The organism is Holdemania massiliensis AP2, assembly GCF_000327285.1.
In the GTDB taxonomy this organism is placed as follows: Bacteria; Bacillota_I; Bacilli_A; order Erysipelotrichales; family Erysipelotrichaceae; genus Holdemania; species Holdemania massiliensis.
In genome coordinates this window covers 288577-314423 of sequence record NZ_HE998567.1, presented here as the reverse complement: position 1 = coordinate 314423, position 25847 = coordinate 288577, and the positions used below count along the sequence as shown (strand labels likewise).

Genomic DNA, 25847 nt, shown 5'->3' with positions numbered 1-25847 from the left:
TTACGGTTCGATGATCGCAAACTTCTTATCAAAATCTGCCATTGCTTCCGTCAACTCGCTCAAACATTGCGGATCGCCGTCAATCTGGATCCGCTTTGCCTGCAGTTCTTCGCTGCGGGAAAGAATCGCCGCCAGCCCCCACCGCGGCATCGTCAGCGTAGGATTAGTTCAAGACTGGCTCAGTCAGGGAATAAGCAGGATGTCGGTGAAGCGATTGACGTCATCGCTCAGGCAGTCCATGAGAATATCTTTCGCGCTCCCTGATCAAAATAAAAATCCGCCGCGATGAATTCTTAATTTTCAACGCGGCGGATCCTTTTTTTATTTTCGGCGGTGGATCTGACGCTGACGCTTCGCTCTTTTCGCAAGCGCACGACGGTGTTTTTTATCAGCCCGACGTTGTAATATGAAGACGGTGGCCAATAAGATCAGCAAGGCAATCACGGCGATTAATGCCTTAATCATCAGCTGCGGCCAATCCAGGCCGTTCTGAGCTATTGTCATGACTTCCACTGGCGGTGTATCTTCATACTGGTTGACAGTCTGACGGCTGGTCAGCACAAACTGCCCCAGCGCTTCACTCGTAAAGGTCAGCGTTAAAGCACTCTGGGTCGTCGGCATCTGAATTACATCGCCGTCCTCCAAGCGCCACACCGTGACTTTTTTGGAGCTGTCCCAGCCTTCCGGCAGACTCATTGTGATGCACAGCGGCGTACGCAGCGTCAGCGATGAATCATAATTTTTCTGTCCCGAAACAGTAAACCACTGTTCAATCGCCGCGCCGTTGCCGCTGGCAATCGTTTCGGCCTGCCGCTGCACTTCATCCTGCGGCTTCGCCTGCGTGAGGGTCAGCTTATAGGTGTCCTTAATCCATTTTTTCTTTCCTGGATCGGTTTGCGGCAGCGCCAGACTTAATCCCGAAACGGAAAACTGGCTGTCCTTGGATTTTAAAATCAAAGAGCGCTGGTTGTCCAGCAAGGGTTTCAGCAAGGTGTCCAGAGCGCGGATCTGCGCAATTGTCCAAGAAGTCACTTCTGTCGTATCCAACCGCTGTTTCAGCTTAAGCAAATCGGTTTTCTGCTGCTCTGTCACTGCGGCTGGATCAATCGCCTCGATCAGGGCGTCCAGATCTTCCTTCAGCGCATCCTGCAGCTGATTCAATTCCTCAGACACTTCAATTTCATAGCTGGTTGATACGGTACCGACGCTCACCGTCACGGTCTGGACTCCCTCGCTGTTCAGATCAAAACCACTGACCATCGAACTTGTTAACGGCAGCTCTTCCTCAGTCCCATCCATATACTTGACCTGAACCTTCCCCTTTTTCAGATCAATTCGTGAACCGGCGGCATACTGCTGCTGCGGCAGGGAAACCATGGAAATTTCCTGAATTGCTTTATACTCGGCAAGATAGACTCCGTTGTTTTCCTGCCAGCCGACAAACACACTGTTTTCTTTTGTAGGTTCAGGGGCATAAGGCTCACTGTTTTCCAGCAAATCGATTTCAATGCGGCTGCCGCCCTGCGGGAATGTTCCCTCGCCGGCATCAAAAACAGCCGTTTTCAGCTGCAGCGTATTCAGCCGGTCAGCATTGAGAATGACATCGAAGCTGGAAGCGGGAAGATAGCCGATGCATTCTTCAAAACGATAGGTATAATCCTCGGCCACTGCCGCTTCACTCTGGACCTTGTACCAGCTGCCTTCGCCGTTTTCGATCTTTTCCAGCAGCACAAAGGCCAGCGGCGCCGTTTTGCCTGTGGAATACAAAACGGCGGAAGCAGATGAAGGTTCGCTATATATTGAAAGACTGACATTCTGAGTATGAATACCCAAGGTCAGCTGATTGAGATCCTTCGAACCCATCGTTTCATCCAGCTGCATGTAATAAGACGCGGCTTTTTCTCCCCAATATGGATCGGAAGCATAGCTGACATTCATCCCGCTGGCTTTATCGCCAAAGAAGCCGCCGTGATACTGAAACTTCTTTGGGTTGAGATAGCTGGCGGATACATATGTTTTCGCATGCGACAATATTGAGCTGCTTAATTTGAAGTAGCGCTTCGCATTGGCTTCCACATCGCTGTCATACGCCGCATGTCCAAACAGATTGTTGCGCGTAAAGCTTAACGAGCTGCGTCCGCTGGCGGATTCGTTCATCGACAGCGCCAGCATCATCAGCGCATTGGAGCCATACAGCGACTGCGCCTGTAAGAAGGCCCCTTCTTCACCATAATACAGCGACTGATTGAGCGTATCATGAACGGAATTGCGGTCGCGGTCCTGATAGGATACAATCGACTGATCGATTCCCAATGTTTGCTGAAAATAGGCTGTTAATTCGGCTTCCGTATAGTAGGAAAGCGAACGATGGGATAAATATTGATAATAGAAATAAAAAGGTTCCTGTGAATTGATTGAAGCCGCGGTACTGCCCTTCTGATAATCCTGGAGCATCACCGCCGGATCCTCATAAAAATAATGACCATCGTAGCTGTACAGCTGCCCGTAACTGCTGAGATTGGCCGGTACCGGACCTAAATCAATCATCGTCGCATACCGTGAGGAACTCTGACTTTGACGGATCTGATGATACAGCCGACCCTCGCGAACAGTATAACTGCTTAAATTTCCCGCTTCAGACAGCGGTACCAGCGTCACCTCCGCCAGCTTTGCTTTTCCGCGCACTCCGGAAAGTTTGAATTCCACCTGCATTTTGGTAAAATCCGTATCCAAAGCCGCACCATCTGCCCCATAACAGCCGTTGAGGTATCCATCGTTGCCAGTATCGGCATCTTTGTATTCCGTATTAACCTTGCATCCCTCGGATGCGAAGAAGACGATTCCCTGATCCACCGCGATCAGCTTGCCGTCCTGCCGCACGCCCAGGTTGACGACGCTTTCGTCATGACGGTGCTTTGCATAATAATCCGCGGCGCTTTTCAGCGTGCTGAACGTCTGCAGCACAGCTTCCTGTCCATCGCGGTAATCCACGATCTCGACCACTGTCGTTTCCGCCTTAAGCGGGGTTATCGGCAGCAGCAGGCAGCACAAAAGAAACGCCGCCCGTTTTCTTCCTAGTTTTAACATTTTCGACCTCCTGAAAGCTTGGGGGAACTTGCTTAGTTTTATTGTAAAAGTTTTAAGCGCTGAAAGCAACACCCCGCATTCTGCCATTTCTTTCAATTTTAAAACAAAATGAATTTATTTCAGCGTTTTTACCCTTGTCCAAAGTAAAAATAAAAACGCCGCTTATTGTTGTAAGCCAGCGTTCTCAGCAGAGCTCTCGACGTTTTCAGGCCGCCATAACGGTTCACGAAATCGAACCGGGCCTAGTTTTCCTTTGCGCAGTTCTAAAATAACCGCAGTGGCTTGATGGGTGCGGTGATCGAAGACCAGTGTTGCTTCCCGTAAAGTCAGCGGTGATTCTGACAGCGCGGCGATGATTTCAGCCAGCCGGTCGGCCCGGTGCACCATATAGAACCGACCCTTGTCTTTCAGCAGGCGCCCGCCGGCAGCAAATAATGTTTCCAGCGTACAGCTCGCTTCATGACGAGCCGCTGCCAGAAATGAATTTTTATTGATAGAATCGGTATCCGGAGTTTTAAAATAGGGTGGGTTGCAGACGATAACATCAAACGGCAAATGCCTGAATTCAGCCAGATCTGCACAAATCAGCTCGGCTTCCAGTCCGTTGATCTGCATGTTTTCCTCCGCCAGCGCCAACGCTTCAGGAAACAGATCAACGCCGGTCAAAGAAGCGGGTGAAAAACGGGATGCGTACAGCAGCAGCGCTCCGTTGTTGCACCCCAGATCCAACACACTTTCGCCGCTTTTAACAACCATCTGCTCGCCCAGCAGCACCGTATCCGTATTCATGCAAAACATATCCTTACGCTGCCACAATGGTAATTTCAGCTTCGGCAAATAATCCAAACGCCGATTCTCCTGCGGCCTTTCCATTATAGTTTGATTTTCCATTCTGCTGAGCGCCGGATTCTAAACCAGAACCGGGAGCCCTTCCCCTCCTCACTTTCAACAGCGTATTCCGCATGGTGGCTGTCCAGAATCGCTTTGACGATCGCCAATCCCAGTCCTGTACTGCCGCCGGCCGCGCGCTGATATTTCTTGTCAATTTTGTAATATCGGTCCCAGATATAAGGCAGATCTTCCTTCTTGATCCCTTCACCTTCATCTTCCACTTCAACCTGAATCCAATCGTTTTTCTCAAACGCCCGGATCGTTATTTTTTTACCGTCCGGGGTATGCTTAAAGGCATTGGACAGGAAATTATAAATCACCTGACTGATCTTGACCTCATCCGCGGTCATCGTCAGTGAGCGCGGACATTCGATTACCAGCTGGTAATGATGATCGTCGATCATGACCTGACAGAGCGAAACGATATTCTGAATCTTCTGATTCAAATTAAACGTTCCCAGTTTCAGCTGATAACTGCCTGACTGCATCTTGGACAATTCCGCCATATCCGTGACCAGATGATCCAGATAATCCACCTCTCTGACGATGACGTCCAGATGCTCATCGCGCTTGGCTGGGATATCGCCGGAGATATCATGGATCATCTCCGCGTAAGCCTTGATCATCGTTAACGGCGTTTTGATATCATGCGAGACATTGGCAATCAAGTCGCGGCGCAGCTCGTCCACCTTGCTCAGCTTGTGCGTCGCATCATTCAGCGTATCAGCCAGCTGATCGATCTCACTGAAATAGCTGCCTTCAAAGTGAATATCATAATGGCCTTTGGCCAGCTCATTGGCGGAGTGCTTCATCTGCACGATCGGCCGCGACAGCTTTGTTGAAATAAACAGCGAGATGACAATCGATAAAAACAACGTGATCAAAGCCAACGCAAAAAACTGATCCTGAAAGATCGTCAGCGTCGAATCCAGAGGTTCCAAAGGACTGTTGACAAACAGATAGAAATTGGCCAAGTTGGCCTGCACCATCTTGCCATAGAGAATCATTTCCTGATCGCTGCGCTGATTGGCTAAAACCTCCGACAGCTCCCCGTCGCTTAATATCAGAAGCTCACGCATCGCCTGGCCGTTTTTAAGCGGCTGCAGCTGCGTTGAGCCGACGGTCATCGTCTGATTGAAGATGCAGGAATCGCCCAGCGAATCGGAATTATAGACGACGCTGCCGCTGTCATTATAGACGACAGCACAGACGTTATTGTTGATCGCAAACTGCGAAGCCTTCTTGATCGTCGCCTCATCCAGCCATTGATTATCAATCACGTATTCCTGAATCGTCGCCGCAACCTCCTTGATCGCCGAGATCTTGTTGCTGCGGTAATACGGTTTGATCAAAAGCAGCTGAGCGCCGCCGACCAAAGCTAAAAGTCCGGCTGCAAATAACATGAAATACAGCCAGATATTAAACTTTATGCCATGAAAATCAAGCTTCAAACTTATACCCCATTCCGCGAACAGTCACGATAAACTTGCGGTAGTCTTTTAAATTGTGCCGCAGCATTTTGATGTGCGTATCGACCGTCCGGTCATCTCCGAAATAATCGTAATCCCAGACTTCCTCAAGCAGCTTCATCCGCGACAGCGCGATATTTTTATTCTTGACCATATATAACAAAAGATCAATTTCCTTCGGCGTCAGGTTTGCTTTCTCACCGTCGACCGTTACGGAACGGCCTTCGACGTTGATCTGCAGGCCTTCAAAGCGCAGAACTTCGCTGTCCTTGGTCTTGAAACGTTCCAGAATCACTTTCACGCGCGCCATCAGTTCCTTCGGTGAAAACGGCTTGACGACATAGTCATCGACGCCTAACTCAAAACCGAACAGCTTGTCGTATTCTTCCTGCCGGGCGGAAAGCATGATGATCGGAATCGGCTTGATCTTCTTAATTTGCTTGCATGCGGAAAAACCATCCAGCTTCGGCATCATGATATCCAGAATCACGCAGTCGAAATCTTCCTTTTCCACTAATTCCAGCGCCTCCAAACCGTCGCTGGCTTCGGCAACTTCATAACCATTGATCAGGGCATATTCCCGAACGACCTCGCGGATCATCTGTTCGTCATCAACTATAAGTATTTTGGCCATGTTCCTCATCCTTCCTTATGGTCAACAGTGTACCGTTTTATTGTGAATTCTGCGTGAAATCCGGATTCAGCGGCTGCAGCCGATTGACAAGACAGGAGTCTTCTTTATCCATTTTGCCTTGGAAATACACGTATTGTCCTTTGTTGAGAAAGGCCGTGCTGCGGGCATAGATATTCGGCATGATGACCAGATCGATCTGGGCCGTTTCATCAACACCGACGGCAAACGCCATCAGATCGCCTTTTTTCGTGCGGTGCTGGCGGACGCGCTGCAGATAAACGAAACCTTCAATATAACCGCCTTTGGCCAGCAGCCGGATCAGCGGTTCGGTCTGAATCTGATATTTCTTTTTGATCTGCAGAATCGGATGCGAGCAGAGATAAAAGCCTAACGCTTCCCGCTCCCGTTCGCTGCGTTCAATCGGATCTTCCTTGGCCATGACCATCACCGGTTTGGATACCAATCCCAAATCGATCCGTACCTGCCCGCCGACCTCAATCCGCACCAAATCGCCGTAACTGATCGCTTCTTCCAGCGACAGCCGCAGACTCTGCCGGTTGGCGTGGAACTCATCCAGCGCCCCGGCATCAATCAGCGCTTCGATCATCTTGCGGTTCAGCCGGCGCGTCAGCATCCGTGTGACGAAATCATAGTAATCCGCAAACGGCCCCTTTTCCTGCCGTTCCGCCAACAGCTGCAGACAGGCGGCCGAGCCGATATTTTTAATTCCCAATAACGGATAACGGATCGCGTTACCTTCAATGAGATAGCGTACGTCGCTGGCGTTGACCGAAGGCCCTAAGATCTGAACCTGATGCCGCCGGCATTCGTCGATATACTCAGCCGTTTTCCCTTCTGCCCCAATCACACTGTTGAGCAGCGAAGTATAGAATTCCAATGGGAAATTAGCTTTTAGATAGCTCAGCTGATACGCCAGCAGTCCATACGCGACGGAATGTGATTTATTGAAGCCGTAATTGGCAAATTTCAAGATTAATTCATAGACCTCGTTGGCCAGCTTTTCATCATAGCCCTGCTGAATACAGCCGCCGATGAATTCCTTCTGCAGCGACTGCAGTTCCTTCAGCTTTTTCTTGGACATCGCCCGCCGCAGCACATCAGCCCGGCCCAATGAGAACCCGGCCATCTTCTGTGCTGTCTGCATGATCTGTTCCTGATAGATCATCACGCCGTAGGTGCTTTCCAGAATTGGCTTAAGATCCGGATGCAGATAATGCACCGCCGACGGACTGGTCCGGCAGCGCAGATATTCCGGAATATTTTCCATCGGGCCGGGACGGAACAGCGCAATCGTCGCGACGATATCATCGAAGCATTCCGGCTGCATTTTGCGGATCAGATTCTTCATGCCCTCCGATTCCAGCTGGAAAATTCCAACCGTATCGACTTTTTTCAGCAGCGCATAGGTCCGAGCGTCATCTAGCGGAATTTTCATGATATCCAAAGGCTGCCGCTGATTGACACGCTGGACAATATCATCAATAATCGTCAGATTTCTTAGTCCTAAAAAATCCATTTTAATTAAGCCCAGTTCTTCCAGATGCTCCATCGTGTACTGCGTGGAAAGCAAATCATTTTCAATTCGGATCGTCGGGCAGATCTGATCCAGTTCAGCGCGTGAGAACACGATTCCAGCGGCGTGAGTCGATACATGCCGGGGCAATCCCTCAATCCGCAGCGCGGTTTCAAATAATTCCTGATACCGCCGATCGGCATAGACCATCTGATGAAAGCGCGGATTCTGCTGGATCGCGGTCTGCAGCGTCATCTTAATGCCAAACGGCACCGCTTTGCATAACATATCCACTTCCCTCAACGGGATTTCCATCACCCGTCCGACATCCCGCAGCACCTGCTTTGCCCCCAAGGTACCAAAGGTAGCGATATGTGCGACATGCTTCTCGCCATACTTTTCAGCGACATACCGAATCACTTCATCGCGCCGATTATCCGGAAAATCCGTATCAATATCCGGCATCGAAATGCGCTCCGGATTCAAAAAGCGTTCAAAAAGCAAGCCATACTGCAGCGGATCCACATGCGTAATCCCCAATACATAGGCAACCAAGGATCCCGCCGCACTGCCCCGTCCAGGGCCAACATAAATTCCAGCTTTGCGGGCAAACCGGATAAAATCCCAGACGATTAAAAAATAGTCTTCAAAGTGCATCGTCAAAATAACGTCTAGCTCATATTTTAACCGCCGCCGGTAAGCCGGATCCTCCGGCAGTCCCTGCCGCCGTTTTTTTAATCCTGCCAAGCACAGTTGGGTTAAATACTGCTTTGAAGATACACCTTGCGGACAAGGAAAAGCCGGCAGCGTCGTCTTCGCCAGTTCCATCGTCACGTTGCAGATCGAGGCGATGTGATCGCTCGCCTGCAGATCCTCAGCGTCATACAGCTGTTCCATTTCCGCCGGCGTGCGCAGATAACGGCCATTGACTGACGGCAGCGTTTTGTCATTGATCGTCTTGGACAGCCGAATGCCATTGACAATCTTAAACAGCTGCGCATCCTCAGCCTTGCCATAATAAATTTTTGACAGCGCCACTGTCGGGATATCCTGAGCGCCGCACACCTGCTTCAATAAAATATTCTTTAATTTCCAGAATGACGCATCATTGAACGAAATCGCCATATAAAACAGCGGAAGCTGCGTTTTCAGCCATCCCAGCTTATCACCCAATCCACGGCGATCTTCCTGAATCAGCTCGCTTTCAGCAAAGCCGCCCTCGCCATAAACAATCAGCACCCAGTGATCCAGATGCGGCTGAATCTGATCCAGTGTCAGCTGCGCATTATCCTCGCACAGGCGGCTCGATACTTCCATCAGCCCGACATAGCCTTCGTTGTCCCGTGCCAGCACCGTCATCGCCACAATTTCTTCTTCAATTTTCACCTGGATTTCCAAGCCAAAAAGTGGTTTAATCTGTTCTTTCTGACAGCACTTCCAAAACTCCATCGCGCCGTGCATGACTTTCTCATCCGTACAGGCAATCGCACCATAACCTGCCTGTTTAGCCTGAGAAACCAACTGCGGTATGGTCAGAGTGCTGTTTAATAACGTATAACAACTTCGTGCATGCAGATGAACGCTCATATTCAGCACTCCCTTCTGTGTTTATTTTACCATAAAGCGGCCGCCTCAGCCACTCTTACCCTTTTTGCCTGACAGACCGCCTGTATCTTCACCGGATCATTCCACTTCGTTTTTTATTGGTCGCTCTTTCTCTTGAGTTAATTGTGAACCTCCCATAAGCTAAAGACTTATGGGTTTTCTGCTTAAATAATTATAAAAGAGAATGAGTTTGACGTCAATTTCGAATTGAATTTTTTTCTAGTTCCCTCATTTCTGAAATTAAATTTTTTACCATAACAAAGCTTGTAATCAAAAAAACGCTCTCTTAAATTTACTTTTTCTGACAGACTTCCCCTATTTCTACCTTTTCTTCTTTGTTATTAACCTTTGATCTTCTTTGAATGTACGACAAACCGCCTTTTCTGTCTGTGGATATTAGTTTACTTCTAAATCAGATCGCGTTAAAATTAAGGATATAAGGAGTGAAGAACTATGAAAATAGCCTTTGTTACCGACAGCGGCATCGGAAAAACCGCAGCCGAAATGGCGGCTGACGATATCATCAGCCTGCCGCTTCAGATCAGTGTGGACGGCCGCAGTCTTCAGGATATGGAAGACATTGACAAGGATCAGCTGATCACCCTGCTTCAGCAGCAGAAAGCCATGGCAACGTCCCTGCCGGCTTTGGGGCGGATTCAGGAATGTTTTGAAAAACTAAAGGCGGAAGGTTATGAGCTCATCTTTGCCGTTCCGATCTGTAGCGGTCTGTCCGGCACAATCAGCGCAATGCAGACTACAGCAGCGCAGTTAGACCTGCCGATCATCACGATTGATACGCATGTCACCGCCGTAGTTCAGGAATATCTGATCCGCACAGCGAAGCAGATGGCGGAGGCGGGAGCTTCGATGGAGGACATTCAGGCAGCCTGCCAGCAAGTGATCGACACGACCAATACGCTGATTCTGCCAAGCGACATGCAGCATTTGAAACGCGGCGGACGCTTGACGCCGCTGGCCGCAACTTTGGCCGGATTATTAAAGATCAAGCCGATTCTGGAGATTAATCAGCGCACGATGGGGCGGATTGACGTCAAAGAGAAAGTCAGAACCTATACCCGCGCGCTTGAACGGGCTGTGCAGATCATGAAGGAAGACAGCATCGACGAGCACTATTCCATTACAGTCGCGCATGTCGACGCTCCGCAGACCGCCGAACAGCTGGCTGCGATCCTGCGGCGAACCTTCCCGAAGTCAGAGGTTCAGATCATTAAGCTTGTCAATGTCGTCGCCGTTCACACCGGGCTGAATACCCAGGCGATTCAGTATTTCAGAAAGCTCGATTAGCCGCCAGCTTTGACGGCTTTTCTGTTGGCTTAACGTGAAGATCCTGTGAAGATTTCATGTGAAATCATGTGAAGTCTGTAAACACGTGTTTACAAGATTGCGAAATTCTGTATAATAGTTTGCATGAGGTGATAAAGATGGAAGAAGCTATTCGCATCGTATTGGAAGATTTGTTTGATCTGCAGCCGCTGATGCTCAACCGTTCCATGGGAATCGCGCAGAATGAGAATTTCAGCCCTGTTCAATTATATGTATTGTTTACCCTGCAGTGCCGCGGTGAAATGACGCTCGCCGACTGCTGCCGGCAGACGCTGATTTCCAAACAGCAGCTGTCCAAGCTGATTGACGGTTTAGTCACACGGGGGATCGTAGCCCGCAAGCCCAATCCCAGCAACCGCCGCAGCATTCTGATTTCAATCAGTTCCCAAGGCAGCGTGATTCTGCAGGAATATAAAGAGAAGCAGATTCGCCATTTGACCCCGTATTTCGCGCAGCTGAGCGAAGATGAGCTGGCTACGCTGCACCACAGCTTTCAGGATATCACGCAGATCATGCGCAAGCTTCATTATAAGGAGAATACTAACCATGCTTGATAAGATCAAAAACTCGCTTTACCGGTTTATGGCCGGACGTTATGGAACAGATTCGCTGAACAATTTTCTGTTGTTCGCGGCGATCGCCGTCATGCTGATCAACATGCTGACGCTGCGCAGTCCCTTTGTGAATTTGCTGGCCGATGCTTTGATTTTCCTCTCCCTGTTCCGCACCCTTTCCCGCAACATCTGGAAACGCCAGAAGGAAAACATCAAATACATGGAACTGACCCGGCCAGTTCGTTCCCGCTTCTCGCTGATCAAGAAAAACGCCAGTGATAAGGAGCACAAATATTTCAGCTGTCCGCATTGCCATCAGACCGTCCGCGTGCCGCGGGGACACGGCAAGATTGAAATTACCTGTCCGCGCTGCAAGAGCACCTTTGAGAGAAAGTCGTAGGGCAAAGTATGGGATCAATTGTATACTTTTTCATTCTATTAATGATTCTGCAGTTTCTTTCGCCGCTGCTTTATGCCTATCCCCTAGTCGGACTTCTGTTATGGGTCGGCATCATCGCTTGGTTTATTTACCGCAATAAAAAGCAGCGTGAAGCTTTCTACAAAGCCCAGCAGCAGCAACAAGATTACTATCAGCAGCAACAGCAGCAGGATTCCGCCTACTCGCAAACCTCGCAAAGCCGTCCGCATGTTGATGAAAAAGATGTGATCGACGCGGAATACACGGAACGCGAAATTAAATAACAGCGCTGCTTCATTTCTGCATAAAACAAAAAGCAAAGCTTAAACAAAAAGACAGTCCGCAGTTCTTCGGATTGTTTTTTTTGTCTTTTTCCTGCTGACCTTTCCTTTATTTTTGGACTTCTTTTGTCTTTGCGGCAGATTCCAAGCATTCAGTTTTTATCTCTGTCCCCCTCAACAGACGCATTTCTGCTTATTTTTCACCTTGGGCTGGCATAGAGGCTCAGGCAAATTCATACACTTCAAATAGCTAAGGGAGGAAGTTATGGAAACGACAGAAATTTTGAAAAACATCGGTGAAAGAACTGGCGGCGATATATATTTAGGCATTGTCGGACCAGTACGGGTAGGCAAATCCACTTTCATCAAAAAGTTCATGGAACAGGCCGTCATTCCGTATGTCGAAGATGAATACGAAAAAGGACGGATGATTGATGAACTCCCGCAGTCTGGAGAAGGCAAGACGATCATGACAACCGAGCCAAAATTTGTTCCGAACAACGCCGCGACAATCGCTTTTGACGACGGCTTTACGGTCAAGGTCCGGCTTGTCGACTGCGTTGGTTTTGTCATTCCGGAAGCCAAAGGCTATAAAGATGAAAACGGCATGCGGATGGTGCGGACACCTTGGTATGATGAGGCGATCCCCTTTAATGAAGCAGCCAAAACCGGTACACAGAAAGTCATCCAGGATCATTCCACGATCGGTATTGTCATCACGACCGACGGTTCAATCGCTGATCTGCCGCGCGAATCGTATATCGAAGCAGAAACGGAAGTCATCGAGGAATTAACACAGATCGGCAAACCGTTTATCATTATTGTCAACTCAAAAGATCCGGCATCCATTCAATGCCGAAGCGTCGTCGACAAATTAAAGGAAAAAACCGCAGTTCCCGTTTTAGCGATGGCGGTCAACCGGCTGGATGAAAACGATATTCACGTCCTGCTGCGGGAAGCGCTATATGAATTCCCAGTTTCTGAAATCAACGTTCAGATGCCGAAATGGGTTTCCGTCTTAACCGACGAACACTGGCTGAAACAAAGCGTCAACAGTTCGATCGAAGAAAGCATGAAGGCGATCACCAAACTGCGTGAAGTCGAAGGCATTGTCGATATTCTCAATGAGAATGAATATGTTGAAAAGGCCAATCTGGCGACGGTGGATACCGGAAAAGGCGTTGCTGTCGTTGATCTGGAAGTCAAAAGCGGTCTGTACAATCAGGTCTTAAAGGAAATTATCGGACAGGATATTACAGATAAAGCTCAGCTGATGCAGCTGATGCAGGAATTTGCGGAGGCCAAGCGCGAATATGACGCCATCAGCAGCGCCTTGAAGATGGTCAAGCAGACCGGCTATGGTTTTGCCTCCGCTTCGCTTCACGATATTCAGCTTTCCACTCCGGAAATTGTCAAGCAAGGCGGACGCTACGGCGTAAGAATCAAAGCGGTTGCCCCTTCCATTCACATGATTAAAGTCGATGTGGAAAGCACGTTTGAACCGATTATCGGCTCAAAGGAACAGAGTGAGGAATTGGTCAGCTACCTGCTTCGTGATCAGGAAAGCGATCCGCAGGCAATCTGGGAATCCGATATTTTCGGCCGCAAACTGGCGGATATCATTAAGGACGGCATGAACTCTAAACTGTCCATGATTCCGGAAACAGCACGGGTGCGGCTGCAGGGAATTCTGACAAAGCTGATCAATCGCGGTAAAGGCAACGTCATCGCCATCGTTCTCTGATCTTCCCTTCGTTAAAAAGGAAGTTTAATCTAAGAATATGATCCCTCTTTCATAGACAACGGGAATCAATAAAACGTTGTATGGAAAGGAGGGATCTTTTCTAATGAGAAAGAAAAGCAAACGTAGAATAATTCTCTTTCTGCTATCTGATATAATAAAAATGACGAAGTGCATATCGTAACACTTCGCCAAAAGCCTAATCGATTTGAGCAAATATGCTTGATTAGGTCTACTTAAATAGTCTATGCATCATAACGAATTCTAAACACTCATATGGGCTTTCCAATCTATCGGCAGATTCATAGCTGCAAGATTAATTACGCTGTTATTGTTTTGAATCAGCTTATCAACTTCTTCTGCAAATTCTGTCCATTCTTTATTTGATGATCTCAGATATTTCATTGCCAATAAAATTTGATACAATCCATTATGCAAAGGCGGTGGCGTAATCTTATCTGCATCTAAAATTTCAGGCGTAGTATGTATTGTTCTATTATATATTCTGGAATTATGAGCACACATATTACGTAATACAGAGACTCCCTGTACCCATGAAGCAAACATTTTTTGTGAGGGAGTTACCACATTTCCTTTTTTTGAGATGTACTGGTAATTAGCTGCTAATATTGAATATACACTTCCTGGGCCTGTTTTTAAGTTCTTAATTATCTTCGATAAAGTTCCAAATGAAAGAACTTCTACCCTTGCCCATACAGGCACCTCACCTTCATGTTTATCAAAATTATGTCTAATGAATACATCATTAGACCGGGCAATCTCTGACGCTATTGCAGACATGTTTTGCCAATACATCTTTTTTTCTTTAAAGATCGACGAATCCTGCAAAATCAATGCGTCTCCATGCACAAGTAAGGCTTCAACCAACCGTACCCTCAAAGCAACTTCAATCTTCGAAATCATCGAAAAAATCAAAATCGATATTTCTTGATCATACTGATACAACTTTAGAATGTCATCAAACTTAGTTCCAGGAACATACTTTTTCGTAGAATTATCATACAAGTGAAACGAATACCCTCGTAAACGATAAAACCCAATAGACTTTAATGCTTCTTCAACATCTTTATAAGAAGTAATCGTCATCCCAGCATTAATATATGATTGTACCTGCTGCGTTATCGTTAATATTTGTTTCGGATATTGATACATAAAACCTCCCATAAATGAAAAAGTCCCACCGGGTTGCGCATGAAGACCAGAGGCGTAGTGGGATCTGTTACTTTTATTATACAGATTTAAAATCAGTTATCAAGAATTCTTCCTGAAAAGTTTTTTCTTTTCTGTTCTGCCCCTCTGTGTGAAATAAAAGCATTCTATCTTTGACTACTTCAAACTATCCGCTTCGTGCTCAGGAAAGCGCTCCGCAGGAGATCTGGGAATCCGATATTTTCGGCCGCAAACTGGCGAATATCATCAAGGACGACATAAACTCTAAACTGTCCATGATTCCGGAAACAGCACGGGTGCGGCTGCAGGGAATTCTGACAAAGCTGATCAACCGCGGCAAAGGCAACGTCATCGCCATTGTTCTCTGATTTTCCCTTCGTTAAAAAGGAAGCTCAAAGTCCGGACTTCTTTTTCTTTATCGCCTAATTTTAAATTCGAATCCATGCACAGAGCAGCAGAATTCTCCAGTTTCTGCCAGCGTGAACATCAGTTTTCCCAAGCCTTCACATAACCTTCATGTTTCAGTCAATATGAAGTCACATCGCCAGTTTAGAATAAGACTCGTAAAAAGAAAGAGGTGTGTTAATGATGAATGAAAATCATGAAAATCCAATCCCAGAAGAAAACCACTGTGAACATGAAGCCGGCATGACCGCTGCCTCACAGGAAAATAGAAGCGCCAATGCCCATGCTGAAACCAAAGAACACGAAAGCTACGCCCATGTCCATGTTCAGCCGGAACCGGATCCTGTGCTCAAAGAGCTGGCTAAACAGCGTAAATCCATGAAGCGAACGATGGTCACCGGATTTCTCTGCTGCGGCCTGTTGGCAGGCAGCATTGGTTTTGGCGGCGGACTGTTAGCCAATCAAATGAACAATTCCTCCACAACGTTGTACCGTTCGACCGGCAGTAAAGTTGAAGTTCAGCCCGTTGCCGCCGGCAGTGAAATGAGCGTGGAACAGGTAGCTGCTTTAAATCAGCAAAGCGTTGTTGAGATTAAAACTGAAAAAGTGACCAACAGCAGCTTTCTGCAGCAGTATGTTCAAACCGGAGCCGGCAGCGGCGTCATCATCTCCGAAGACGGCTATCTGATCACCAACAACCATGTCATCGACGGTGCTTCAACGATTCAGGTTCGCACCAGTGATGGAACAACGTATGATGCCGTTTTAGTCGGCACGGACAGCAAGACCGATGTTGCCGTGCTGAAGATCAATGCCAGCGGCCTGACGCCGGTTACCTTCGGTGATTCCGACAATCTGAATGTCGGAGAAACCGCTGTCGCTATCGGCAATCCGTTAGGTGAATTGGGCGGCACTGTGACCAACGGCATCATCAGTGCCAAAGACCGCTCGATTACCTTAGATAACCAGCAGATGACGTTATTGCAGACCAATGCTGCGATCAATCCGGGCAACTCCGGAGGCGGACTGTTCAATTCCCGCGGTGAACTGATCGGCATGGTTGTAGCCAAATCCAGCGGCAGCGACGTCGAAGGTTTAGGCTTTGCGATTCCTTCCAATCTTGTCAGCAAGATCGCCCAGGAACTGATTGCTAACGGTTACGTAACAGGCCGGCCGGCGATGGGCGTGACGGTCTTGAGTATTGAAAATGCGCAGACCGCAATGCAGTACGGAGTCAACAGCCTGGGGGTTTACATCACGGATGTCGAGAGCGGTAGCTCTGCAGAAAAAGCTGGTTTGCAGGCCGGTGATCGAATCATCTCCCTCAACAATCAGGTCGTAGAGACTTTTGCGGACCTCAGCGTGGCCCTGGACAATTACTCAGTCGGAGATACCGTAGACATTATGGTCAGCCGCAATGGCTCCACCGTTACTGTCTCTTTGACACTGCAGGAAAAGAAAAATACGACTGTACCGCAGAATCAAAACGGCGCAACACAATCCAATCCGGAAGTTCCGTTAAACTAAAATTAATTTCTGCAGCTGAATCAGCCTTCCGTTAATAGCGGAAGGTTTTTTTATATGGAAACTCTTCTTTCACCCCTGATTTACCAATCTATGTTCGATATTTATAATTCATTATCCATTGAATTTCTCACTAAAATGTAAAATATTTCAGAGGCAAACACTTTTTTCGGGGAAGAAATTCAACTTTTTTTGTTTTTTCGCGGGGCTTTTTGGAAAAATTTGCAATATTAAAGTAGAAAGCGAGGAACAATGATGCAACAACTGCTGCTCAACGAGTACTTTACATTCACAAATGATCTAGTTTTTAAGCTGGTTATGACCAGCCTGCCCCATGCCCTGGGCAAAGCGGAAAGTCCAGCCCTGGTTTTTTCTATCGATTCGGAAACTCTCGAATCCAAAGATTCGATCGGAATCGGTCTTCGGGTTAACGATTCCCTATTTCTTGGAGCTCAGCCCGTCACTGCCTGGCGGACTGCCACATTGCGGACAAAAGATCTTGCCTGTGAATTAATGGCTGCCCAGTCTCCTGCCGTTAAAAATATCGAAGACCTCTCTCCGATTGTCGCTGTTTCCTTTGTTCAAAGCAAAACGAGCTATTCGAAAAAAATGACTTCCCGCACGCTGCATTTATCAGATTTCGGCTTCATCACGCCCTTTGAAGATAAAATATCCATGGTCATCATTCCGCTTCCCACGGAAGAAGAACACTTTGAACTTCCGCTTTCTCAAGAAGATCAATGGCGATGGTTCATCAAAGAAGCCCGGCCGCACACCCTCTCTTCCATCATAAAAGCTTTATTCAGCCAGGATCCGATTTTCAAAGTGCTTCAGCAGACTCTGGATTTTCTCAGCGATCAGGAAGCAATCCGTGACTTAGCAGAACGGCGGTATCGGCGCATGCAGGAAATCGTGCAGGTTGAAGAAAAGGCCGCGATGAGAGCCTGAAATAGAAAGTGAGGAATTAATTTATGTCTCAGCCTTCCCTGAATGAGTATTTCACCCTGACCAACGACCTTCTTCTGAAAATGATTTTAAGCGGCTATACGGCCCAGCAGGATCCGTTAACCGGTGAAGTATGTCAGATTTCTGTCAGTTCCCAAACGCTTAAATCCGCCAAATCGATTATGCTGCCCATAATCCTCAACAATTCTATTGGAGCTAGTCTTCAAATTATTACCGCCTATCGTTCTCTTTCTCAACGAATCAAAGATGCTGTGCTTGAACTGATCCGGCTTCAGAATGCGGATAAGCGCAATGCTGTCGATACGTTGATGGTCATTACTTATGTTCAGGCTCCGCTTTCCCGAACCGGTCTTCAAAGGCTATGTTCAATTCAGCCCAATGAGCTTGGATTAAGCTCTGCTCTCGCTGATAAAATTCAGTTGAAAACAATCCCTTTGCCGACTGTCAATGATCCTTTTCAGCTGCCGCTTTCCGCCGAAGAACAATACCGCTGGTTTATCAAAGAAGCCCGGCCGCACAGTCAGTCCGTGATTGTCAGACAGCTGACGCGGCAAAACCCGATGCTCGCTCAGCTGCAGATTTTTCTCGATTATCTCAGTGATCAGCCGCTGATCCGTGAACTGGCTAAAAAGCGGTATCTGCGCATGCAGGAAATCATCCAGGAAGAAGAAAAGGCCGCGATGAGAGCTTGATCTCATCCCGACCCATCCATAACAAAGGCTTCATTTCCATTTTTTCGGTTAAGAAAGACCTTGTCCTTGAATTAAGGTAAAATACAAAATAATTAAAATCACAACCGGCGCCACATATCGGACGATAAAACTCCAGAATTTTTCCAGTTTGAATGGTTTCTGCGCCTCGCCGCGGATTTCCTTCGCGGCCTTGGAGGCCCCCCAGATCCAGCCGACAAACACACAGAATAACAGTGCACCTAAGGGAATCATCAGATTATCTGTAAATTTCTCCATGACCGCGTTCATCGGCAGCCACTGCAGTCCATGCTTCCAATCCAGCCACGGCAGATTCAGCCCGCGATCCGCGTTTTGAGAAAGTGAATAGCCGATACTGAACAAACTCATCGGCACAGCCAAAAGCAAGGTCGATTTCAGCCGGCTCCAGTGCAGCTCTTCATTTAAGAATGCTGTACAGCTTTCCAAAATGCTGATCGCGCTGGTCAGGGCTGCCAGAAACAATAACAGAAAGAATGCTAAGCCAAACAACACACCGCCGGGCATCATCGCAAAAACCTCCGGCAGCGCCATGAAAGCAAAGCCGCCGCCCATTCCCAGGCCTTCAGCCCCCATTGTAGCAAAAACCACAGGGACAATTGCCAAGCCGGCTAAAATCGCAACCAGCGTATCCAAAAAACAGATCATCACCGCACTGCGCAAAAGATTTTCTTTTTTGGGAACATACGAACCATAGGTTACCATGATCCCCATTCCGACTGACAAAGAGAAAAAGGCCTGTCCCAAAGCCGCGACCAGTGTATCACCATTGATCGCCTCCGGCCGGATTTCAAACAGATACTTAACGCCTTCCCAAGCGTTCGGCAAAGTGACTGCACGAAGCATGATTGCAATCAGCAGCAGAAACAAACACGGCATCAAAAACTTACTGAACTTTTCAATTCCGCTGGAAACTCCGCGCACAACAACAAAAATGCATACGCCTAAAAACAAAGCTCCCCACAGCAGAGGCTGTACCGGTGCTGAAATAAACTGTACGAAGAAATCCTGGAACGGTGCTGCCGTTGCCGGAAAGTGCGCACCGGTTAAATATACAAAAACATATTTCATTACCCAGCCGCCGACAATACAGTAATAGGATAAAATAACAAACAACGTGATCACACCCAGTGCGCCGCAGAAAGTCCAGCGCCGGTTCAAGCTGTGAAATGCGCCGACGACATTTTTCTGCGTTGCCCGCCCGATGGATAATTCCGCCAGCATGACCGGCAAGCCGATCAAGGCGACGATCAGTACATACAAAAGCAAAAACGCTCCGCCGCCGTAAGCTGCGATTTTGCCTGGAAACTTCCAGATATTGCCTAAGCCGACAGCACTGCCTGCCGCGGCCAGAATAAAGCCCAGATTACTGGCCCATTGTCCTCGTTTAGAATTCATTTCCTGCTCCCCTTTTTAAACCTTATTTTTCATTATATCAAAAGCAGCGTTAAATTTGAATGAAAAACTGGCTTTTTTGATTAGGCCGCTTTCCTTTCCCTGCGCTTTTCCTGCAGTTTTACTTTCCGCAGATTAACCTGAACTTGTTTACTTCATCCGGTAAGCAAGCCGACTGTCCCGCGAAATCAACCGTTTATCCAAAATCCAATGAATAAACGGGTAAAATCCGATATACTGAGAACAGCCAGACCTCAAACCTAAGGGAGTGATGAACATGAAAGTTGAAATTCAGATTGACGAAACCTGTACCGAATGCAAAATCATCCTCGTTGCCCGGCAGCTCACCGACGAGATTCAGATGTTGATTCAGTCGTTATCGGAAGGACCGGCCGTCTATCTTCCCGGATTTCAGAACGAGGAGCTTATTCTGCTTCATCCGCGCGATATCCTGCGGATTTATGCTGAGGAGAAGAAAACTATAGCCGAAACTGAAAAAGGCCGATGTATTATCCGGCTCACTCTGCAGGAAGTTCAAACACGGCTGATTTCCGGCAGTTTCGTCCGGATATCCCATTCCGAAATGATCAATCTGGACAAAGTAAAACATTTTGATTTAAGCTATTCCGGCACCATCGGCGTGACAATGGTCAATGGTGAGAGAACTTTTGTTTCACGGCGTTACGTTTCAAAAATTAAGCAGACATGCGGAATATGAGGTGAAATGATGAAAAAGAAAATCATGATGACTGCGCTAATGGGAGCGTTAGCGGGTGTTGCCCTTTCTACGCTGATCACCCTTGGCATCTCGTTAATGCACAACAACGGACAGTATTATCCAGTCGTTCCAGAATTAATCTTACTTTGCAAAACCGAAGTCAGCGCGATGCTTGTGCAGACAATCTGTTCCTTGCTTTACGGCGCGATCTGGGCGTTAGCCAGTCTGATCTGGACAATCGAAAATTGGAGTTTGCTAAAACAGACGCTGGTGCATCTGGCGGTCTGTTCATTCGGGACGCTGCCGATTGCTTACTGCCTATGGTGGATGCCGCACAGCCTGCCTGGCATCGGCTTTTATTTCAGCCTGTTCTTTCTTATTTATGCCCTGATTTGGTTTTGGCAGTTCACCACGATGAAGCGCAAAATCAGTCAGCTCAATCAACAACTAAATGTTCGCGGAAACACCAATCAAAAAGAACTGTGATCAGCAATGACCGCAGTTCTTTTTCTCCTTTTCCTTTGTTTCGTTACGCCGCATCCGGGTTTAAAAAATCCGGATTCACGGTCATTGGATCATGCTGCCGATAGGCCTCAACCCCTTCGACAAATGTGCTCATCAGCTGATACTGCTGATCCACGACAATCAGATCGGCGTCCTTGCCTACTTCAATCGCACCCTTGTGTTCAAGCTTGAATAGCCTGGCGGGGTTTTCCGAGGTCATTTTGACAATCTCGGTAATCGGCTTATTCAGGATTTCCGCCAGGTTCTTTACGCCGTAAAGCATGTTCTTAGAGCTGCCCGCAATCGTTCTATCCTCTAGCAGCACCAATCCCGCTTCGCTGATCGTCCGGCGATGACCACGAATGGTATATGTGCCGGACGGCATCCCGCTCATCGGTCCGGAATCGGAAATCATGATAAAACCCGACATCGGTTTAATCCGGAACATGATTTCAAGCATCGGCAGACTGATGTGAAACAGATCGCAGATCACTTCGCTGTAAATTTTATCAGAAAGTAGAGCTGCGCCATACGCTCCCGGCTCGCGCCGATCCATCTGCCGCATCGCATTGCCGGTATGGGTGGAACAGGATAATCCCTGCGCTATCGCCTGATTGTATTCATCATAGGTTGCAACGGTGTGGCCCCCGCTGAGCAAAACATTCTGAGTGCGGCAGAAACGGATCAGTTCCCCTTGAGGATCCAGCTCCGGCGCCAGGGTCATATAACGAATTTGTCCATGGCTGGCTTCCATATAAGCCTGCATTTTAGCGATGGAGGGCGCTAACAGTTCCTCTGGCTGAAAGGCTCCGCGGCGGTTGGGATTCAGAAACGGCCCTTCCATATGAATGCCCAGCATTCGGGCTTCTTGGTTCAAGCCGTGACGCTGATCCTCAATCGCCTGAGCAATGGCTTTCAGATTTTCCATTTCCGCAGCGTTATGATCCCCAGCCGTCACCAGATAACTCGTCACGCCGATCGCAGCCATCAAATGCGAAAGCGCATGGAAATCCTCACGCTTGACGGAGAGTGCAGAATAGCCGTAATACCCATGGGTATGGATATCAATCAGTCCCGGAAGCAGCTTATACCCCTGCCAATCTTGATCCCATTGCGTATCCGTGATTTGTTCCGCAGGCACGATTTGGACGATCCTTTTATTTTCGATGACGACTAATCCGTCGATTACACCGGTAGGAGTTACGATTTCATTGCAGCGTATTTTCATTCTCTGACCTCCTTCTCATGAATCCAGTTTCCGGCAGAACTGGGAAAAATGCTTATTCGTTTCGATAATATCGGTTTTCTTATAGACCAAGCGGCCCTCGACCCAGGTTTCCTGCACCTCATAACGATCGTTGACAATGAAGAAATCAGCGTCTTTGCCGGCTGCGATCGACCCTTTTTGATTCTCCATGCCCAACAGCTTCGCTGGGTTCAGCGACGCCATCCGACTGACAATATGGGCTGGGATGCCCAGCTTTTCAATCAAATTTTCCATCCCGTACAAAACAAATTTGGAACTGCCGGAAATCGTTCCGTCATCCAAAAGGATCCGGCCGTCCGCATGCACATTCACGCGCTTGCCATAGGCGAAATACGTGCCCGGCGCAACACCGGAAAGCGTGTCGGAATCGGAGATCATGATGAATTTGTCAAAGTTGTTTTTAACCCGGAACATGATTTCAAGCATCCGCGGTGCGATATGATAGAAATCACAGATGATCTCGCAGATAACATCCGGATCCAGTAAGGCCGCTCCCAGCGCTCCGATATCCCGGCGGTCAATCTGACGCATCGCATTGCCGGTGTGAATTGAGACCTGAATGCCCTCGGCAATGGCTTTCTGCATCTGCTGATCACTGGCGAGGGTATGTCCTGCACCCGCAACAATGTTATGATCACGCAGCCAGCGGATCGTTTCATCAACACCCTCAATTTCCGGCGCCAGCGTCATATAGCGAATCTTTCCCCGCGCAGCCTGCCAATAAGCCTCGCACTTTTGGACACTGGGCGGGATAACCTCGCCGCGCGGCGTCGCATTGTGCTTATCCGGATTAAAAAACGGGCCTTCCATATGAATTCCCAAAATCCTCGTTCCGGATACTCCCTGCTCCAAAGCCCCGGCAATCGCGCTTAACATGTCCATCTCATGTTCCTTCCAGCCTGTAGTTGTCGCCAGAGTCGCGGTAACACCGATAGAAGGCAGAATTTTAGATAATCCCTGAATCTCCTCAGAATCAATCGTCTTGGCTGACCAGCTGTGATAACCGTGGCTGTGCAGGTCGATGATTCCCGCAAAGATCCGCTCATCCCCAAAATCTTTCGCTTGAGCGATCTGTTGTGAAGTCGGATGGAGAATCAGCTCGGTCATCTTCCCTCCGCTAATCTGCAGTACGCCTTCCACTGTACCCTGTTCCGTGACGATATGACGGCTGTAAAATGAACTTGTTTCTTGATGCAAGATTTCCAACTCCTTTCTCAGTTGTTTCAATCCGTGCTCGATCCTTGAACCGAGGACGACCCCTCTATCGATGCGCGGATTGACTTCATGGCAGTGGGAGATGCCAATTTCTCTTTGCCCGCCGCTGCCGTTCTTTTGTTTTTCGTAATTCCGCTTGCCACCGATCGAGGTGAAAGAATCCTCACTGATTCTTATTGAAGAAGCGGCCCGGATAAAACGAGCCGCCAGTCGATTAAGATTATTATAGCAGACCGATCAAGGTTCCGATCAGACCGAACGCAAAGATCGCTAAAATTACCGTATTGACTTTGACGCCCTTGCGAATCGCGCCAAAGGCACCCAGAGTCAATAACAGCGGCAGGATTTTCGGCATAATCTGGTCGAACACGTCCTGCAGCACCAGCGTCGTTTCCCCAATTTGCGCACTAAAGCCGACATTGAAGGTAACCATCGTTGCGATCATGGCGCCGACTGTCGTCAGGCCGATGACCGTGGCCAGCTTGCTCATGTGCGAAACCAGACCGTTTTCATACGAAGTCTGGATAAACTTGCTTCCCAGCTGATATCCCCATACCGTACAGTAATACCGGATGATCAGATGCGGAACATTGAACAGAAGCAGGAATAAAATCGGACCGAGAATGCTTCCCTGCTGAGCCAGCGAAATTCCAACGCCGGCAGCGATCACGCGGAAGGTCCCCCAGAAGAAGGAATCGCCGATTCCTGACAGCGGTCCCATCAGTGAAACCTTGACAGCATTGATCGTGGCTGGATCCATGTCCTTTTTCTGCGCATATTCCTTTTCCATGGAAGCCGCCATGCCTAGGGAGAACGTACAGATATTCGGGGTGATATTGAAGAAAGCGGTGTGCCGCTTTAAGGCCTCTACCTGCTCCTGCGGCGTCTTGCAGTACAGCTTGATCGCGGGGAACATCGCCCAGGCAAAGCCAAGCGCCTGCATCTTTTCATAGTTGAATGAGCCTTCCAGGGCAAAGGAACGCCAGAACAGCTGATGAATCAGTTTTTTCTCTTCGTGCTTCATTTCATTACTCATTGAAGAACGCCTCCTCTTCACTCTTGGCATCCATTGGCACGGCAGTACGCTGGCCGCGATTGGCGCTGATATCCTGGACGATCATAATAACTCCAATGGTTAAGGCAATGCCGGCAATCGCGATGATCGGCAGATTCAGATAAACGGACAGGATGAATCCGAAAAACAGGAAGACGCACAGCCGGTTATCCCAAAGCATATTCATTAACAGTGCAAATCCGACCGCCGGCAGCATCTGACTGGCTGCGCCCAGCCCGGTGATGATGATCGCCGGGATTTTCTCAACCAATGTCTGCATCGCACTGGCGCCAAACTGCAGTGAAACAAAAGCGATCAGACCGTACAGGCCGGCATACAGGGCGCAATGGCCGAAATGGAAGCGCGTGATTTTTCCAAAATCGCCGGCCTCGGCAAATTCTTCGACCTTGTGCATCGTTGTTGCACGGAAGAAATAAACGAGATACTTGACCATCTGCTGGAGAATGCCGATCGGAACTGCCAGCGCCAGTGCGATCTCCACGCCCTGATGCATGCTCATGGCAAAAGCCGTTCCCAATACTGAACCCATGTTGGCATCCGACGGCGTTGCGCCGCCGATCGAAACGACGCCTAAGAAGATTAACTCCAGTGCAGCCCCCATCATTAATCCTTGTTGTAAATCGCCTAAGATCGCACCGACAATCGGCGCCAGAACGATCGGCCGATTGACCATCACGTTGCCGCCGATATCGCCGGCAGCCTGGCCCAGTGCCGCTACCAGAGCGATCAGAAGTGCTTGAATCAAAGTCATAAACAGCCCTCCCTATTTTCTGACGTTTTTCAACGCCTCTTTGACCTGAACTTTGTTGCTTGTCGGAATCATCTGAATTTCAAACGGCAGTCCGGTTGCCAGAATTTCTTCGATCGCCGCAATGTCTGCAGCGTCAACATAGACTTCCTTGGTCATCATCATCCGATCCCCTTTGTCAATCCGGCCGCTGTTGCCGATATTGACACACTCAATCACAGCCTTGTCTTCGATCTTGTGCAGCAGACGCGCCGCATCAATCGGATTTTTCATCACGACCAGAATATTCATGCCTGTTGCCCGCGGATCATTGATCAGCTTGGCCGCTTCATCGATGGTCTTGATCAGCAGCTTCAGATGTTCCGGAACCGCCAGCTTCATCGCCAGACTCTGAATCGGATCGTTGACTAGTTCATCATTGGCCACGATAATACCTTTGATGTTTAACTGCTTCGTCCACATGAACACCACCTGGCCATGCAGCAGCCGGTCGTCAATTCGCAGCATCTTAATCATTTTCACTCCTCCTTTCTTTTTTGATTTCTCCGGATCA

Annotated in this window: 24 protein-coding genes; 11 read left to right on the top strand and 13 right to left on the bottom strand. The window is 48.3% G+C overall.

The window, feature by feature from the left end:
• From BN162_RS18240 to dnaE, 6 genes are all read right to left on the bottom strand, one after another.
• Positions 1-150 (bottom strand): alkyl sulfatase C-terminal domain-containing protein, encoded by a 150-nt coding sequence (locus BN162_RS18240; protein WP_020223283.1) that lies wholly within the window; start codon positions 148-150, stop codon positions 1-3.
• 171 nt (positions 151-321) lie between these two features.
• A complete protein-coding gene (locus BN162_RS17560; protein WP_020223282.1) occupies positions 322-3087 on the bottom strand; it encodes a glucosaminidase domain-containing protein in 2766 nt (921 codons plus the stop codon).
• Between the two features lie 162 nt (positions 3088-3249).
• Entirely contained in the window at positions 3250-3933 is a 684-nt protein-coding gene (locus BN162_RS01485; RefSeq protein WP_167539985.1) for a tRNA1(Val) (adenine(37)-N6)-methyltransferase, read from the bottom strand.
• Positions 3934-3959: 26 nt separating this feature from the next.
• Positions 3960-5429, bottom strand: coding sequence for a sensor histidine kinase (locus BN162_RS01480; RefSeq protein WP_020223280.1), 1470 nt, complete (start codon positions 5427-5429; stop codon positions 3960-3962).
• Positions 5419-6081 (bottom strand): response regulator transcription factor, encoded by a 663-nt coding sequence (locus tag BN162_RS01475; RefSeq protein ID WP_020223279.1) that lies wholly within the window; start codon positions 6079-6081, stop codon positions 5419-5421. Before BN162_RS01475 ends, BN162_RS01480 begins: the two co-directional genes overlap by 11 nt.
• 37 nt (positions 6082-6118) lie before the next feature.
• Positions 6119-9202: a DNA polymerase III subunit alpha gene (dnaE, locus tag BN162_RS01470; RefSeq protein WP_020223278.1), complete on the bottom strand. Its 3084-nt coding sequence runs from the start codon at positions 9200-9202 to the stop codon at positions 6119-6121.
• A gap of 471 nt (positions 9203-9673) precedes the next feature.
• On the opposite strand from dnaE, the gene BN162_RS01465 reads away from it, so the two are divergent.
• The 5 genes from BN162_RS01465 (at position 9674) to spoIVA (ending at position 13561) form a co-directional block, all read left to right on the top strand.
• A complete protein-coding gene (locus BN162_RS01465) occupies positions 9674-10525 on the top strand; it encodes a DegV family protein (protein ID WP_020223277.1) in 852 nt (283 codons plus the stop codon).
• A 137-nt stretch (positions 10526-10662) separates the two neighbouring features.
• Positions 10663-11118, top strand: coding sequence for a MarR family winged helix-turn-helix transcriptional regulator (locus BN162_RS01460; RefSeq protein ID WP_020223276.1), 456 nt, complete (start codon positions 10663-10665; stop codon positions 11116-11118).
• The gene (locus BN162_RS01455) at positions 11111-11518 is read left to right on the top strand and encodes a hypothetical protein (RefSeq protein WP_020223275.1); all 408 of its coding nucleotides are present in this window, start codon (positions 11111-11113) and stop codon (positions 11516-11518) included. Before BN162_RS01460 ends, BN162_RS01455 begins: the two co-directional genes overlap by 8 nt.
• Positions 11519-11526: 8 nt before the next feature.
• A complete protein-coding gene (locus tag BN162_RS01450; protein ID WP_020223274.1) occupies positions 11527-11820 on the top strand; it encodes a hypothetical protein in 294 nt (97 codons plus the stop codon).
• Between the two features lie 262 nt (positions 11821-12082).
• The gene (gene spoIVA, locus BN162_RS01445) at positions 12083-13561 is read left to right on the top strand and encodes a stage IV sporulation protein A (RefSeq protein ID WP_020223273.1); all 1479 of its coding nucleotides are present in this window, start codon (positions 12083-12085) and stop codon (positions 13559-13561) included.
• Positions 13562-13822: 261 nt separating this feature from the next.
• Here spoIVA and BN162_RS01440 read toward each other — a convergent pair whose 3' ends face one another.
• Entirely contained in the window at positions 13823-14731 is a 909-nt protein-coding gene (locus tag BN162_RS01440) for an Abi family protein (RefSeq protein ID WP_020223272.1), read from the bottom strand.
• Between the two features lie 170 nt (positions 14732-14901).
• Between BN162_RS01440 and BN162_RS01435 the strand changes: the two genes are divergently transcribed.
• The 4 genes from BN162_RS01435 to BN162_RS01420 all read left to right on the top strand — a co-directional run bounded on the left by BN162_RS01435 (position 14902) and on the right by BN162_RS01420 (position 18336).
• Entirely contained in the window at positions 14902-15117 is a 216-nt protein-coding gene (locus BN162_RS01435) for a sporulation stage IV protein A (RefSeq protein WP_020223271.1), read from the top strand.
• Between the two features lie 217 nt (positions 15118-15334).
• Positions 15335-16681, top strand: coding sequence for a S1C family serine protease (locus tag BN162_RS01430; RefSeq protein ID WP_020223270.1), 1347 nt, complete (start codon positions 15335-15337; stop codon positions 16679-16681).
• A 252-nt stretch (positions 16682-16933) separates the two neighbouring features.
• Complete coding sequence (locus BN162_RS01425) at positions 16934-17626, top strand: hypothetical protein (protein WP_147612127.1); 693 nt, start codon at positions 16934-16936, stop codon at positions 17624-17626.
• Positions 17627-17649: 23 nt separating this feature from the next.
• Positions 17650-18336 (top strand): hypothetical protein, encoded by a 687-nt coding sequence (locus tag BN162_RS01420; protein WP_020223268.1) that lies wholly within the window; start codon positions 17650-17652, stop codon positions 18334-18336.
• Between the two features lie 48 nt (positions 18337-18384).
• On the opposite strand, the gene BN162_RS01415 is transcribed toward BN162_RS01420, so the two are convergent.
• The gene (locus tag BN162_RS01415; RefSeq protein WP_020223267.1) at positions 18385-19770 is read right to left on the bottom strand and encodes a sodium-dependent transporter; all 1386 of its coding nucleotides are present in this window, start codon (positions 19768-19770) and stop codon (positions 18385-18387) included.
• Positions 19771-20044: 274 nt separating this feature from the next.
• Here BN162_RS01415 and BN162_RS01410 point away from each other — a divergent pair, with 274 nt between their 5' ends.
• Both BN162_RS01410 and BN162_RS01405 read left to right on the top strand, forming a co-directional pair.
• Positions 20045-20485: a LytTR family DNA-binding domain-containing protein gene (locus BN162_RS01410; protein WP_020223266.1), complete on the top strand. Its 441-nt coding sequence runs from the start codon at positions 20045-20047 to the stop codon at positions 20483-20485.
• A gap of 9 nt (positions 20486-20494) precedes the next feature.
• On the top strand, positions 20495-20971 hold the full coding sequence (locus BN162_RS01405) for a DUF3021 domain-containing protein (protein WP_020223265.1): 477 nt from the start codon (positions 20495-20497) through the stop codon (positions 20969-20971).
• A gap of 43 nt (positions 20972-21014) precedes the next feature.
• Here the strand turns inward: BN162_RS01405 and nagA (BN162_RS01400) are convergent, their stop codons facing one another.
• The 5 genes from nagA (BN162_RS01400) to BN162_RS01380 all read right to left on the bottom strand — a co-directional run bounded on the left by nagA (BN162_RS01400) (position 21015) and on the right by BN162_RS01380 (position 25810).
• Complete coding sequence (nagA, locus tag BN162_RS01400; protein ID WP_020223264.1) at positions 21015-22217, bottom strand: N-acetylglucosamine-6-phosphate deacetylase; 1203 nt, start codon at positions 22215-22217, stop codon at positions 21015-21017.
• 15 nt (positions 22218-22232) lie between these two features.
• Positions 22233-23453, bottom strand: coding sequence for an N-acetylglucosamine-6-phosphate deacetylase (gene nagA, locus BN162_RS01395; protein ID WP_020223263.1), 1221 nt, complete (start codon positions 23451-23453; stop codon positions 22233-22235).
• A gap of 241 nt (positions 23454-23694) precedes the next feature.
• Positions 23695-24507, bottom strand: a complete 813-nt coding sequence (locus BN162_RS01390) for a PTS system mannose/fructose/sorbose family transporter subunit IID (RefSeq protein ID WP_020223262.1) — start codon at positions 24505-24507, stop codon at positions 23695-23697.
• A complete protein-coding gene (locus tag BN162_RS01385) occupies positions 24500-25297 on the bottom strand; it encodes a PTS mannose/fructose/sorbose/N-acetylgalactosamine transporter subunit IIC (RefSeq protein WP_020223261.1) in 798 nt (265 codons plus the stop codon). The genes BN162_RS01390 and BN162_RS01385 overlap by 8 nt, the downstream gene beginning before the upstream one ends.
• A gap of 12 nt (positions 25298-25309) precedes the next feature.
• Positions 25310-25810 carry a PTS sugar transporter subunit IIB gene (locus BN162_RS01380; protein WP_020223260.1) on the bottom strand — a complete coding sequence of 167 codons (501 nt, stop codon included), beginning with the start codon at positions 25808-25810 and terminating at the stop codon, positions 25310-25312.
• Between the last annotated feature and the right edge of the window lie 37 nt (positions 25811-25847).

Excerpts from the sequence above, each read along its gene's own strand:
- BN162_RS18240 (WP_020223283.1), bottom strand. The coding sequence starts at position 150 with ATGCCGCGGTGGGGGCTGGCGGCGATTCTTTCCCGCAGCGAAGAACTG.
- BN162_RS17560 (WP_020223282.1), bottom strand. The coding sequence starts at position 3,087 with ATGTTAAAACTAGGAAGAAAACGGGCGGCGTTTCTTTTGTGCTGCCTG.
- BN162_RS01475 (WP_020223279.1), bottom strand. The coding sequence starts at position 6,081 with ATGGCCAAAATACTTATAGTTGATGACGAACAGATGATCCGCGAGGTC.
- dnaE (WP_020223278.1), bottom strand. The coding sequence starts at position 9,202 with ATGAGCGTTCATCTGCATGCACGAAGTTGTTATACGTTATTAAACAGC.
- BN162_RS01465 (WP_020223277.1), top strand. The coding sequence starts at position 9,674 with ATGAAAATAGCCTTTGTTACCGACAGCGGCATCGGAAAAACCGCAGCC.
- BN162_RS01460 (WP_020223276.1), top strand. The coding sequence starts at position 10,663 with ATGGAAGAAGCTATTCGCATCGTATTGGAAGATTTGTTTGATCTGCAG.
- BN162_RS01455 (WP_020223275.1), top strand. The coding sequence starts at position 11,111 with ATGCTTGATAAGATCAAAAACTCGCTTTACCGGTTTATGGCCGGACGT.
- BN162_RS01450 (WP_020223274.1), top strand. The coding sequence starts at position 11,527 with ATGGGATCAATTGTATACTTTTTCATTCTATTAATGATTCTGCAGTTT.
- spoIVA (WP_020223273.1), top strand. The coding sequence starts at position 12,083 with ATGGAAACGACAGAAATTTTGAAAAACATCGGTGAAAGAACTGGCGGC.
- BN162_RS01440 (WP_020223272.1), bottom strand. The coding sequence starts at position 14,731 with ATGTATCAATATCCGAAACAAATATTAACGATAACGCAGCAGGTACAA.
- BN162_RS01430 (WP_020223270.1), top strand. The coding sequence starts at position 15,335 with ATGATGAATGAAAATCATGAAAATCCAATCCCAGAAGAAAACCACTGT.
- BN162_RS01425 (WP_147612127.1), top strand. The coding sequence starts at position 16,934 with ATGCAACAACTGCTGCTCAACGAGTACTTTACATTCACAAATGATCTA.
- BN162_RS01420 (WP_020223268.1), top strand. The coding sequence starts at position 17,650 with ATGTCTCAGCCTTCCCTGAATGAGTATTTCACCCTGACCAACGACCTT.
- BN162_RS01415 (WP_020223267.1), bottom strand. The coding sequence starts at position 19,770 with ATGAATTCTAAACGAGGACAATGGGCCAGTAATCTGGGCTTTATTCTG.
- BN162_RS01410 (WP_020223266.1), top strand. The coding sequence starts at position 20,045 with ATGAAAGTTGAAATTCAGATTGACGAAACCTGTACCGAATGCAAAATC.
- BN162_RS01405 (WP_020223265.1), top strand. The coding sequence starts at position 20,495 with ATGAAAAAGAAAATCATGATGACTGCGCTAATGGGAGCGTTAGCGGGT.
- nagA (WP_020223264.1), bottom strand. The coding sequence starts at position 22,217 with ATGAAAATACGCTGCAATGAAATCGTAACTCCTACCGGTGTAATCGAC.
- BN162_RS01390 (WP_020223262.1), bottom strand. The coding sequence starts at position 24,507 with ATGAGTAATGAAATGAAGCACGAAGAGAAAAAACTGATTCATCAGCTG.
- BN162_RS01385 (WP_020223261.1), bottom strand. The coding sequence starts at position 25,297 with ATGACTTTGATTCAAGCACTTCTGATCGCTCTGGTAGCGGCACTGGGC.
- BN162_RS01380 (WP_020223260.1), bottom strand. The coding sequence starts at position 25,810 with ATGATTAAGATGCTGCGAATTGACGACCGGCTGCTGCATGGCCAGGTG.